Annotated in this window: 12 protein-coding genes; all 12 read right to left on the bottom strand. The window is 65.1% G+C overall.

The window, feature by feature from the left end; genetic code table 11:
• On the bottom strand, nt 1-387 hold a 387-nt coding region (locus tag BCUN_RS04760), incomplete at its 3' end, for a helix-turn-helix domain-containing protein (RefSeq protein ID WP_156100126.1).
• A 150-nt stretch (nt 388-537) separates the two neighbouring features.
• Nucleotides 538-777: a hypothetical protein gene (locus tag BCUN_RS04765; protein WP_033516369.1), complete on the bottom strand. Its 240-nt coding sequence runs from the start codon at nt 775-777 to the stop codon at nt 538-540.
• A 156-nt stretch (nt 778-933) separates the two neighbouring features.
• The gene (locus tag BCUN_RS04770) at nt 934-1,689 is read right to left on the bottom strand and encodes a tyrosine-protein phosphatase (protein ID WP_033516368.1); all 756 of its coding nucleotides are present in this window, start codon (nt 1,687-1,689) and stop codon (nt 934-936) included.
• Nucleotides 1,690-1,786: 97 nt separating this feature from the next.
• Nucleotides 1,787-2,098 carry a hypothetical protein gene (locus BCUN_RS04775; RefSeq protein WP_051920790.1) on the bottom strand — a complete coding sequence of 104 codons (312 nt, stop codon included), beginning with the start codon at nt 2,096-2,098 and terminating at the stop codon, nt 1,787-1,789.
• Between the two features lie 102 nt (nt 2,099-2,200).
• On the bottom strand, nt 2,201-3,340 hold the full coding sequence (locus tag BCUN_RS04780) for a glycoside hydrolase family 5 protein (protein WP_051920791.1): 1,140 nt from the start codon (nt 3,338-3,340) through the stop codon (nt 2,201-2,203).
• A 236-nt stretch (nt 3,341-3,576) separates the two neighbouring features.
• Nucleotides 3,577-3,780, bottom strand: a complete 204-nt coding sequence (locus tag BCUN_RS04785; protein WP_033516367.1) for a hypothetical protein — start codon at nt 3,778-3,780, stop codon at nt 3,577-3,579.
• Nucleotides 3,781-3,916: 136 nt separating this feature from the next.
• Nucleotides 3,917-5,845, bottom strand: a complete 1,929-nt coding sequence (locus tag BCUN_RS04790; protein WP_238552329.1) for an ABC transporter ATP-binding protein — start codon at nt 5,843-5,845, stop codon at nt 3,917-3,919.
• Nucleotides 5,846-5,976: 131 nt separating this feature from the next.
• Nucleotides 5,977-7,911: an ABC transporter ATP-binding protein gene (locus BCUN_RS04795; RefSeq protein WP_081895544.1), complete on the bottom strand. Its 1,935-nt coding sequence runs from the start codon at nt 7,909-7,911 to the stop codon at nt 5,977-5,979.
• Nucleotides 7,908-8,609: a MarR family winged helix-turn-helix transcriptional regulator gene (locus tag BCUN_RS04800; RefSeq protein WP_051920793.1), complete on the bottom strand. Its 702-nt coding sequence runs from the start codon at nt 8,607-8,609 to the stop codon at nt 7,908-7,910. Before BCUN_RS04800 ends, BCUN_RS04795 begins: the two co-directional genes overlap by 4 nt.
• A 202-nt stretch (nt 8,610-8,811) precedes the next feature.
• Nucleotides 8,812-9,375, bottom strand: a complete 564-nt coding sequence (locus tag BCUN_RS04805) for an NADPH-dependent FMN reductase (protein WP_033516365.1) — start codon at nt 9,373-9,375, stop codon at nt 8,812-8,814.
• Between the two features lie 137 nt (nt 9,376-9,512).
• On the bottom strand, nt 9,513-9,992 hold the full coding sequence (locus BCUN_RS04810; protein WP_033516364.1) for a hypothetical protein: 480 nt from the start codon (nt 9,990-9,992) through the stop codon (nt 9,513-9,515).
• A gap of 269 nt (nt 9,993-10,261) precedes the next feature.
• Entirely contained in the window at nt 10,262-12,580 is a 2,319-nt protein-coding gene (locus BCUN_RS04815; protein WP_033516363.1) for a glycoside hydrolase family 3 N-terminal domain-containing protein, read from the bottom strand.
• Between the last annotated feature and the right edge of the window lie 97 nt (nt 12,581-12,677).

Raw genomic sequence — 12,677 nt, forward strand, 5'->3', positions numbered from 1 at the left:
CGCTCGCGCGTGGGCTCGACCGGCTTGTTCACCCGACCCCCTAGGCCGTCCCCGGGGCTTGGCGCGCAACGCATCGTCCCCGCCTTGCTTCCACGCGGCCCGCCACCGGGCCAGCACGCTCCTGGACGCGATATGCAACCCGGCCATCACCTGGCGCGGCGACTCACCCGCCTCCAGACGGCGTACCGCCTCGAGCTTGGTCTCGTACGCGTACGAACGATGCGTGCTTCCCATATCCAGCAAAGCCTCCTTGCCACAAGCCTCGTACAGGTCCTGCCAAGCACGTGCCACGCCCTGGCCTATGCCCAGTTTCGAGGAAACCGCACCATACTTGAACCCGTACTCGAACAGGACCAACGCCTGCTCACGTACCTCACGACGATACACAACCAAAAGAACCGTCCTCCTATTTCCTGTGTCCAGAAAACGGGGGACGGATCATTTTTCGTGGTATTTCTAGGGCGGACCGCTGGGGCGGTCCGCCCTAGAAATACCACGAAAAACGAGAGATTTCTCGGGGCTCGTATGTTGCGGGGGTTACTCCGGGACCTCCATGTGCTGCCAGGTGTCGGCGGACTCGAACAGGAGGTCCTTCTCGTTCTGCTCGGCCAGCTTCTCATGGCTGTCCTCGGTAACGTTGCGGATGCCCTCGTCCTCGGCTTCGCCGGTCACAGGATCCACCTGCTCGGGGCCGGAGGTCTCCTTCATGACGCCCTTGAGCTGCTCGATCCGCTCCTCGCTGAGGGCCTCGAGTCCTTCCTTCTTGTCTTCCGCCATGGGTGCTCCTTCACGTGTCGTGTTCCAATGGGTGGCCCGTCTGCAATGACGGCACGTCCCACTCTAGCCGATTCCCGACTTGCACACGCGGAAGAAACACCTTCTTTTCCCAATTGGCAGAACATGATAAGCGCTTCAGTAACGGGCAGCCCGGCATCACTCCAGATACGTTTCGCGCAGCGTGGCCAGGTCGTCGTCGCTCACCGCGCAGCGTTCCTGCAGATAGCCGACGGGACCGCCGAAGGAGGAGGTGACGTCGAGGTACGTGTCGAAATACAGGGGGGAGGCCACGAGGAACTCGTCGATGTCGGCGTCCATCCGCTCACCCAGGTGGGGTTCCATCTCCTCGACGAAATCGGGGATCTCCTTGCCCATGTACAGGTTCGTCTGCAGGTAGTCGTCACGGATCAGGGCCTCGTCCACCCCGAGCGCGGCCAGCACGAGCGCGGCGGCCACGCCAGTGCGGTCCTTGCCCTGGGTGCAGTGGAACAGGGTGCCGCCCTGGTTGTCCACGAGCAGCCGGAAGAAGGCCGTCCAGCAGTCCACAGCGGCCTGGTCTAGCACGAGATGCGGGTAGAGGTCCTCGATGAAGGTACCCGGCCGGGTGACCAGGTCGCGCAACTGGACCTTGAGTTCCCCGGCCTCGCGGAAGGTCGGCAGTTCTGCCACGGTCCAACCGGGCAGCAGCCTGTCGCGCTTGAGCCGGCGTTCGGGGCGCGAGCGCAGGTCGACGACATGCCGGACGCCCCGGCAGTCGAGGGTTTCGAGGTCGTCGTGGCTGGCGTGGTGCAGGTTGGCGGAGCGGATGAGCAGGCCGTCCTTGACGTGCCGTCCGTCGGTGGTGGGGATGCCGCCGAGGTCGCGGCAGTTGTCGATGCCGGACAGTTCGAGGTGTTGGGAGACGATGCGCATGGATGGTTCCTTCGGTTCGGTTCGGTATACGGCATCGGCCGCGGGCGCCGGGGTCTTCCCGGGGCCCGCGGCCGATGTGGTCACGGGTGTGCGTGAATCAGGCTTCGCCGTTGCCTTCGCGGGCCATGGCGGAGTCCTCCATGTAGGTGTCCTCCCACTGGTTGGCGTTGGTGTCCTCCTCGGGGGCGTCCACTGCCATCTGCACGGCTCCGTCGTGCTCTTCACGGCGTTCCTTGGCCTGTTCGTCCACGCCGAGCTCGTCGTGCGGCACGTCGGTGTTCGGCTTGCCGGTGATCGGGTCGTCGTAGGGGTGGTCGGTGGCGTCGACGACATTCGCCATCTCCTTGGCCTGCTCGTCGCTGATCGCGTCGAGTCCTTCGTGGGTGTTCGCCACGTCTTCTGCTGCCATGGTGCGCTCCTTTATATATGGGCTGTGTTGCTGTGTGTCCCACTATAGTGCGCGTCCCGTGGGCCTGTCGCTCCTTCACCCCTGCGGCGAATGGAAGGCGGCTCACTGCCGGTCGGCGTGCGCGCGCAGGTAGCCGCGGTACCAGCGTCCCTGTTCGGACAGGTCGGATTCGGTCGGGTGCGTGCTGTTGTCCGTGGTGAACAGCGCGGAGGACTCTTCCTTGTCGGACAGGCTCCAGATGACGTAGGAGACGTGGTACCGGTCGAGCACGTCGAGCCAGTTCTCGGCGGCTGCGGTGTTCACGGTGCCGTTGCCGCCGGCGTCGGTGGTGCCGAATTCGGAGACGAAGATGGGCGTGCCGGCTTCAACGGCGGCCACCAGCCGGTCGCGCAGCTGGGCACTGTGTTCGTTGGCGTAGAAGTGCAGCGTGTACATCACGTTGTCGAAGTCGAGGGGGTCGCGTTGCGCGTCGGCGAGGTCCTGGTCCCAGTCGGGGGTGCCGACCAGCACCACGGCGTCGGCGTCGTTGGCGCGGATGGCGGGGATGACCTGCCCGGCGTAGCGTTTGACGTCGTCCCAGTTGGTGGCGCCGTTGGGTTCGTTGCAGATCTCATAGAGTACGTTGGCCTTGCCGGCATACTCCTTGGAGATGGCGGAGAAGAACTCCTTGGCTTCCTCGACGTGTGTGTTGGGGTCGTTGTCGGAGAGCGTGTGCCAGTCGACAATCACGTACAGGTCGTGTGCGATGGCCGCGTCGATGCCTTGGCGCATCAGGTCGGTCAGCCGTGCGCGGTCGCCGTCGGTGCAATAGCCGTCGCTTTCCGCGGTGTACATGCTCAGTCGCACCGTGTTGATGTCCCAGTCCTCCTTGAGCCAGCCGAAGAGGTCGCCGTTGACGTATTGCGGGAACCAGGCGATGCCGTGGGTGGAGACGCCGCGCAGCTGCTTGGGCTGTCCTTGCGCGTCCACGAGGTACGCGCCGGAGACGTGCAGCGGGACGACGGCGTCGGCAGACTGGACATTCGACGGCGAAGTGTCCGGCGACGGTTCGTCGCGTCGGGTGACGGTGGTAGGGGTGTCGGTCGGCGATGCATCGCCTGCGGTGGCGGCGGCATCCGTGGCGCCGCAGCCGGCGAAGAGCGGCGACAGCAGCAGCAACAAGCTGACGAGTATGGCAGTCGCCATCAGGTGGGTCGGTCTGACGTCACCTGCGGGACCATGGTTCTCCTTCCAGGCGTTCATGGGTCCACTCCCGAGATTCTTCTTGGTCTTCTGTGTCTCTCTGCCGCCCGAGGGCAGTCTCGTGCACAAGATAACAAAAAGCTTTCCGCGGCGGGAGGAAAATTTTCCGGCAGCTGATTTCGCCGCATGGCGTCCATGCAACACAAAGGGACCCACCGTGTCGGCGGGTCCCCATGCTCAATCCTGTGATTCCCATGCCGGACCGCTCGGGACCGGCGCAAGTCTCATTCCCTGACTCAGTGGGTCTGGTGGGTTTCCTCGGCGTGCGCGATGCGCTGCTTGTCCTCGTCCTCGACGGAGGCGGATTCCCAGCCTTCCTTGGCACCCTTGACGGCACCCTTCACCTTCTCGGCCATCGGGCCGAAGTCGTCCTTGTGCTCTTCGATGCGTTCCTTGATCTGCTCGAAGTTTTCCTTCATCTTGTCGGTCATGTCAGTCATGTCTACCGTCCTTATGTCGTTTCCGTTCGGTCTGACTTCCATTACAGCACACTGCGCAACCGCGGCGGGGCGGTTGCGCAGTTAGGGGAAAGATGACACCCCCGGCGTGGCTGCCGGAGGTGTCGTCGGATATGCCTTACTCCAGTTCCAGGGAACCGGTGTAGAGCTGGTAGTACTCGCCCTTCTCGGCAATGAGTTCGTCGTGCGATCCGCGTTCGATGATGCGGCCATGGTCGAGGACCATGATCACGTCCGAGTTGCGCACGGTGGACAGGCGGTGGGCGATCACGAAGACCGTACGGCCTTGCATGAGGTTGTCCATGCCCGCCTGGACGACAGCTTCGGTGCGCGTATCGATTGACGAGGTCGCCTCGTCGAGGATGAGCGCCGGCGGGTTGGCCACGGCGGCGCGCGCAATCGAGATCAGCTGGCGCTGGCCCTGCGAGAGGCCGGAGCCATCGCCTTCGAGCACGGTGTTGTAGCCTTCGGGCAGCATGCGGATGAAGCTGTCTGCGTTGGTCAGCTTCGCCGCGGCGATGCATTCCTCGTCGGTGGCGTCGAGCTTGCCGTAGCGGATGTTGTCCATCACGGTGCCGGTGAACAGGTTGACGTCCTGCAGCACGATGCCCAGCGAGCGGCGCAGGTCGGGCTTGCGAATGCCCTTGACGTTGATGCCGTCGTAGAGGATCATGCCTTCCTGCACGTCGTAGAACCGGTTGATGAGGTTCGTGATCGTCGTCTTGCCCGCGCCGGTGGCACCGACGAGCGCGATCTTCTGGCCCGGCTTGGCGAACCAGGTGATGTCGTGCAGCACCGGCTTGGCCGGATCGTAGCCGAAGGTGACGTCGGTGAAGCGCACGTCGCCGCGCAGCAGCGTCAGGCGGCCGTTGGACGAGGTGACCGCCTGCTCGTGCGCCTTCTGCGCCACTTCGAGCGCCTTCGGGGAGAGCTTGCGGGCGGCTTCGCGCGAACGGGTGCCGTCGTCGCTGGCTTCGCGCTTCCATGCCCAGTGGCCGGTCACGCGGTCGGTCTCGGTCATGGTGCGGCCGTCGGAGCCGAGCTCGACGTTCACCAGGGTCACGGTGCCCTCGTCGGTCTCCGGCTGGGCGTCCATGAGCTCGAAGATGCGCGAGGCGCCGGCCAGGGCCATCATCACCATGGTGAACTGCTGGGAGACCTGGCCGATCGGGTTGGTGAAGGAGCGCGACAGGGTCAGCAGGGAGATGATCGTGCCCAGCGAGTAGACGCCGACGCCCGTCAGGCCGAAGTTGCCCCAGTTGCCCAGGATCGCGAGTCCGCCGAAGACGGCGGACAGCACGTACAGCAGATAGCCGAGGTTGCCGACGACCGGCATGGTCACGTTGCCATAGGTGTTGGCGGCGGTGCTGGCGTCGTAGAGGCGGTCGTTGCGCGCATCGAAGTCGGCCTGCATGGCGTCTTCGTGGTTGAAGACCTTGACGACCTTCTGGCCGTTGACGGCTTCCTCGACGAAGGCGTTGACGTCGCCGAGCTCCTGCTGCTGCTTGACGAAGTAGCGGCCGGAGCGGGAGACGAGCACGCGCAGGATGAGCACGAGCAGCGCGGAGAACACGAGCACGAACAGCGTGTACGGCACGGACAGGTACAGCATGGCGATCAGTGCGGCCAGCGCGGTGACGCCCGAGGAGAGCATCTGCGGGAAGGACTGGCTGATGGCCTGGCGCAGGGTGTCGGTGTCGTTGGTGTAGCGGCTCATGACATTGCCGTGTTCGTGGGTGTCGAAGTAGGCGATCGGCAGGGTCTGCTGGTGGGCGAACATGTCGTCGCGGATGGTCTTCATGACGCCCTGCTCGACGTCGACGAGCAGGAAGTTGAAGAGCCACTGCGCGAAGGTGCCCACCGCGTACAGGCAGCCCATGAGCACGAGCGCCTGGACCAGCGGCGCCCATACGGGGTTCGACTTGCCGACCAGCGGCAGGATGTAGCGGTCGATCAGGGTCTGCAGGAACAGTGCGGAGCCGGCCTGAGCGACTGCCGCGAGGATGATGCTGACGACGATGATGACGATGCGCACCTTGTATTTCATGATGTAGCCGAACAGGCGCTTGAGGGTGCCCGGGTTGGCCTTGCGCGCGGGGTCCGTGCCCGGCTTGCGGGCATCGTCGTTGAGGGTGTCCTCATCTGTGACCATGGCGACGGGAGCGGTTGCTGCGCTGCTCATCGTGCGTCACCTCCTTCCGTCTTGGTGCCGGCGGCGGCTTCGTCGTGCATGTACTGCTGCTTGAATGCGGCGGCCTCGGCCTCTTCCTCATGCCAGTCCTGGGACTCCTTGTCGAGGTCCTGGGCGCTGTGCTGCTGGGTCTGGGACTCGTAGATGCTGCGGTATTCCTCGCAGCTGGCCATGAGCTCGTCGTGTGTGCCCTTGTCCAGGACGCGGCCCTCGTGCATGACGATGATCATGTCCGACTCCTCCACGGAGGCGACGCGCTGCGCGATGATGATCTTCGTGGTGTCCGGGATCTCGTGGTGGAAGGCCTCGCGGATGAGCTTGTCGGTCTTCGTGTCCACAGCGGAGGTCGAGTCGTCGAGGATGAGGATCTTCGGCTTCTTGAGCAGTGCGCGGGCGATGCACAGGCGCTGGCGCTGTCCGCCGGACACGTTGGTGCCGCCCTGCTCGATCCAGGTGTCGTACTTGTCGGGGAACTCCTGGATGAAGCCGTCGGCCTGCGCGAGCTGGCAGGCGTGGCGAATCTCCTCGTCGGTGGCGTCGGGGTTGCCCCAGCGCAGGTTCTCGGCGATGGTGCCGGAGAAGAGGATGTTCTTCTGCAGGACCATGGCCACCTGGTCGCGCAGGCTCACCAGGTCGTAGTCGCGCACGTCGGTGCCGCCGACCTTGAGCGAACCTTCGGTCACGTCGTACAGGCGCGGGATCAGCTGCACGAGGCTGGACTTCGCCGAGCCGGTGCCGCCGATGATGCCGACGGTCTGGCCGGAGCGGATGTGCAGGTCGATGTCGTCGAGCACGGGCTTCTCGGAGTTCACCGAATAGCGGAAGGAGACGTGGTCGAAGTCGATGGAGCCGTCCTTGACGTCCTTGACGGGGGTGGCCACCTCGCGGATGGTGCTCTCCTCGGTCAGCACGGAGCAGATGCGCTCGGCGGAGGCGCGGGAGATGATCACCATGACGAAGATCATGGAGAGCATCATCATGGCCATCATGATCTGCATGGCGTAGGTCACCAGGGCGGTCAGGTCGCCAGTGGTCAGGCCGACCGCGGCGTTGTTGCCGGAGGCGACGATCTGGCGGGCGCCGATCCACGCGATGGTGATCAGGGAGGTGTACATGCACAGCGAGAACAGCGGCGAGTTGATGCTCAGCATCTTCTCGGCCTTGCAGAACTGGCGGTAGATGAGCATGGAGACCTTCGAGAACTTGCGGTCCTCGTGGTCCTCGCGGTTGAAGGACTTGACCACGCGGATGCCCTGGAGGTCCTCGTCGACGATGTTGTTGAGCTCGTCGTAGGTGTGGAAGACGCGTTCGAAGATCGGGTGCACGGCGGCGGCCATGCCGATCAGGCCCACGCCGAGCACCGGAATGCAGGCGAGGAACACCAGCGAGATCTGCGGGCTGATGCGGTACGCGAAGATCCAGGAGACGATGAGCATGACCGGGGCGCGCATGCCCACCCGGATGAGCATCTGGTAGGCGTTCTGGACGTTCGTGACGTCGGTGGTCAGTCGCGTGATGATCGAGCCGGTCGAGAAGCGGTCGATGTTGGTGAAGGAGAAGTCCTGCACCTTCTTGAACTCGTCATGGCGCAGGTTCTTCGCGAAGCCGGACGAGGCGACCGCGGCGAAGCGGCCGGACAGGAAGCCGGCGCCCAGGGAGACGGCGGCGCAGACGATGAGGATGCCGCCGTATTCCCAGATGTCGTGCATGGAGCGGCCCGTGATGCCCTTGTCGATGAGGACGGCGATCACGGAGGGGATCACGATTTCGATGACGCCTTCGACGACGACGAAGAGCGGCGAAAGCAGGCTCGCGGTCTTGTATTCACGCAGTGACTTGAGCAACGTGCGTATGGTGTGCTTGGGCGGCAGCTTGGTCTTGGCTGCCGTGGCTGCAGGCGCATCCACTGTGATGGCGCTCATTGCGCATCGTCTCCTTTCTTGGTGTTCTTGGTGTTCTTGGTGTTGTCTTGCCTCGCGGGCGACGTTTCGTCGGCCTCATGGGAGGAGATGGGCGGGGCGTGGGTCGGCTGCGGCGGGGAGCCCACCGCATCGGTGGCATGGTCCGTGCCGACGAGCCCGGTGCCGATGAGGTTGCGACGCATGGCCAGGAGCATGTCCATCGCCTGGCTGCGTTCCTCTGGCGAGAACCCTGCGAACAGGATCCGTTCGAGGTTGGTGGCGGCCTGCTTGAACCGGACGGCATAGTCCGTGGCGGCATCCGTGAGCGTGATCTTGCGCACGCGCGCATCCCAGTCCACGCCGGTGCGTTCGACCAATCCCTTCTTCTCCATGAGGGAGAGGACGCGGGATGCGGTGGAACGCGTGATGGAGAAGGCCCGTTCGATGTCGTATTGGAAGACATCGTCGTCACGGTGATCATGCAGGTACAGGATGATGGGGGTATTCGAGCCCGACATGCCGGAATCCTGCGGAATGGAGGCATTCCAGTAGCGGCCGATGAGGTTGTGCAGGGCGCGGATTGCGCGGCTCGGCTGCAAGTCCATGACGTCCGCACTCTCGATGTCGTTCGCGTCGCACATGTCCGTCACCCTCTTGTCGTTCTCGTCGCTCTCGTTCCCGGCGTCACCGCCGTCTGCGTGCATGGTGGCAGTGGCCATGCCCGTTGGAACCGAAAAGCATTATATGTTGTCTCACATACAACAGTTGCATCTGCAACGAGTGTCATCCCTGAGCGTAATGCTGTGGGGGCTCTGGAAATCTCACGGAAAAACGAGAGATTTCCAGAGCCCCCACAGCATTACGACGCGAGGCCGCGTCCGGCAGTGCCGGGCGCGGCCTCGCAAAGGGGAATCGGCTGCCTTACTTCTCTTCGTTCTCGGAGATGAAGGCCAGGAAGTCGTCGGCCTGCATGTCGATGGCCTTGACGTCGGCCTCGTCCAGCACCCACTTGTCGGTGGCGAGGGCCTCGTCCGGCACGGACAGGCCGACCTCGACCGGGAAGACGCGCATGTTGTTGGCCTCGAGCAGGTCGCCGAGCTGCACGCGGGCGAACATGCCATTGAAGCCGCCAACGCCGGTGATGGCGACCGGCTTCTGGTCGAGCACGCTGGTGGTCTGGCTGTCGTTGGCCATCGGGGTGCTCAGCCAGTCGAAGAGGTTGTGGACCATCGGCGGGATGGACTTCTGGTACTGGGAGATGAAGACCCACACGGCGTCCGCGTTGCGGAACTTGTCGCGAATCGCGAGCGCGGCATCAGGGGCGGCCAGCTTGGACTTCTCGTTGAGCAGCGGCAGGTCCTCGTAGTCGACGGTGATGACCTCGGCGCGGTCGCCGATGGCCTTGATGGCTTCCTTGGCCAGGTCGGCCTCGAAGGAGCCGTCCGTCAGCGATGTTTCCACGAATGCGATATTCGGCTTTGCCATAAGTGTTCCTCCTTGTGACCCGAGGGGACGCGCATGGAGGTCATGGGCGCCGTACAGGCCGTGAACTAGGTACCATCATGGCCCCGCCGTCACGGTTGCGCGCCGCGTCATCGCCAGCAGTGAAAACCAGCTTCCTGTCAGTCTACGGTGATTCGCATGCGCTCGAAGACGTCCCGGGCTTCCTGCTCGCCGGCCTGACTGCCCAGCAGGACGGCGGTGGAGGAATCCTTCACGCGGATCACGTAGTCATACTCCATGGTGCCGTCGTTGTCGACGCTCCAGAACAGGTATTCGTTGCCGCCCTGCTCACCTTCGGCGATCACTTCGGCATCCTCGTCGTCGGCCACCTGCTGGCTGTAGAGAGAGTAACCCTCGTCGCCCTTGAGGAAGGTGCCCTGGGTGACGGTCTCACCGTCCTTGGTCACGGTGAAGGGTACCTCGTCGTCGATGTCGTAGCCGCCGGTGGTGTCCAGTTCGATCTTGATGGCGTCACCGGTATCCACGTTGTAGGTGTAGGACTTGGCGGTGTGCGTGGAGCAGCCGCCCAGTGCGAGGATCGTGGCGAGCGCGGCCGAGGCGAGGGCCGAGGTGCGAGGGGTGCGGATGGCGGTGGTCATGGTCTCTTTTCTCTCCTGTGCTTGCCCGTTCGCGTGGCGGGCGTGCGCACAGTGTAGGCATCCGTGAGGCGTCCACGGCGCACTTGCTCGCATCGCGGGACTGGCGCATGCGGGTAAAGGTAGGAGGTGGCGTGTGCCACCGCACCAACCGATATGCCGCTATGGCTATTGCCTGTAATACACGGTGCCGTCGGTAGGAGCCATACGCCTTCCCGACTCTCCGAAGCCAATCTCGCCCATTTCGGCATTCGAGAAGGCCCCACAGGCCCCTACCGCACGGTGAACGCCGCCTCCTGCAGGTCCTTGAGGCGGCTGGAGTGGCCGACGAGCACCTTGAACTCGCCGGACTCGACCACGCGCCTCGCCTCGCCGTCCACGACGGTGCAGTCGGCCACCGGCAGCTCGAATTCGACGGTGGTGCGCTCCCCCGCCTCGAGGCAGACGCGCCGGTAGGCCTTGAGCTCACGCTCCGCCCAGGTCCACGAGGTGACCACGTCGCTCACGTAGAGCTGCACGGTCTCGGTGCCGGCACGCGGTCCCACGTTCTCCAGCTCGACTTCCACGTGCACCGTGTCCCCCACGCCGAATTCACTGCCGTTCACGATGCGCGGCTCGCCATAGGAGAACTCGGTGGTGGACAGGCCCTCGCCGAAGGCGAAGGCGGGATCCTGGGTGAGGTCGGCGTAGCGGTCGCCGTGCTGGCCGCGCACCTGGTTGTAGTAGACGGGCAGCTGGCCGGCATGCCGCGGGAAGGTGATGGGCAGGCGTCCGCTGGGCTCCGTCACGCCGAGGATGATCTCCGCGATGGCGCGGCCGCCTTCCATGCCCGGGTTGGCCGCGTAAAGGAACGCCGCGACGCCGTCGGTGCAGGAGTCATCCACGAAGACCCCGTTGCGCCCGATCACGCACGGCGGCATGACCTGCGGCTTGGAGCTCATGAGCACCACCACGAGGGGCTTGCCGGTTTCACGCGCCTGGGCGGCGAGCGCCTCGAGCAGCCGGTTCTGGCCGCCCTGCAGTTCGAGGGTGGCGGTGGAGCAGGTCTCCCCCGTCAGTTCGACGACGTCGCCGACGACCGCGACGGTCAGGTCCGCGTCGCGCGCGACGTCCAATGCCTCGTCGAGCAGTGTCTGGTCGACGGGGGCGGCGACGGCGAGCTTGGGACGCGGCTGGCCGTCGGGGAAAGTGGCGCCGGCGGGGTCGTCGACCAGGTCGATGACGTTTGCTCCGCGTGCGTAGGTGACGTCGGCGTCGCCGGCGAGTGCGCGCATGCCGTCGAGGACGGTGGTGATCAGTTCGCGCGGCTGGCCGTCCTGCATCCACGGCACCTGGCCGGAGGAGCCGGCCCAGTCGCCCAGCTGGTTCTGTGCGTCGTCGGCGAGGGGGCCGACCACGGCAATGTGCTTGGCACCGTCAGCGGCGAAGGGTATGGCACCGCGGTTGGTCAGCAGGGTGACGGATTCGCGGGCGATGGCCAGGTTGGTGGCGCGGTGTGCGTCGCTGCCGATGGCTGCCTTGATGCGTTCGGGGTCGGGCAGGCGCGGGTCCTCGAAGAGGCCCAGCTGGAACTTGAGGGTGAGGATGCGGGCGACGGCGTCGTCGAGCAGCGCCTCGTCGAGCATGCCGGAGCGGACGGCTTCGATGGCCCCCTCGTAGAACTGCGGCGTGGTCATGACGAGGTCGTTGCCGGCGCGTACGGCGTCGGCGGCGGCGTGCGCATAGTCGGGCTTGACGTGCTGTTCCCACACGGCGCGGCCGACGTTGTCCCAGTCGGTGACGAGGGTGCCGGTGTAGTTCCAGTTGCCGCGCAGCGTGTCGGAGAGCAGCCACTGGTTGAAGGTGACGGGCGTGCCGTCGATGGATTCGTAGCCAAGCATGAAGGTGGCGCAGCCGGCCTTGGCGGCGCGTTCGAAGGGCGGCAGGAACCAGGAGGTGAGCTTGCGGCGCGACAGGTCCGCCTCGGAGGCGTCGCGGCCGCCTTCGGTTTCGCTGTAGCCGGCGAAGTGCTTGGCGCAGGCGAGGATGGCGTCGTCATCGAAGGCGTCGCCGGTGCGGGCGCCCTTCTGGTAGCCGTCGATCATGGCGCAGGCCAGGTCGCCGATGAGTGTGGGGTCTTCGCCGAAGGTTTCGTCGACGCGTCCCCAACGGGTGTCGCGGCCGATGCACAGCACCGGTGAGAAGGTCCAGTGCACGCCGGTGGGCGCGACTTCCTCGGCAGTGGCGCGCGCCGCCTGGCGCACCAGCTCGGGGTCCCAGCTCATGGCCATGCCCAGTTGGCTGGGGAAGATGGTGGCGCCGGGCCAGAAGGAGTAGCCGTGGATGCAGTCGTCACCGATGAGCAGCGGGATGTGCAGGCGCGTCTCGTCGTGCACGAGTTCGGCGGCGCGTACGATGTCGTCGGCCGCGGTGTGCAGGATGGAGCCGACGTGGCGGTCGACGACGAGGGCGTGCAGGTCGCCGTCGCGCGCGTCGAGCTGCAGCATCTGGCCGACCTTCTCTTCGAGGGTCATGCGCGAGAGCAGGTCGGCGACGCGTTCGCCGATGGGCAGGTCGGGGTTGAGGTACGGGTAGGGGGATGCAGTGGACATGTTGGACTCCTATGTTCGTATGTTCCGTTGTTGCGAGGGTTTTGTCGGCTTGGTCCGGGCAGTGCCGTGCGGCGGAGCGGTTCACTGCCCCTGCTTG

Origin of the sequence: Bifidobacterium cuniculi, from assembly GCF_000741575.1 — a bacterium.
GTDB lineage: Bacteria > Actinomycetota > Actinomycetes > Actinomycetales > Bifidobacteriaceae > Bifidobacterium > Bifidobacterium cuniculi.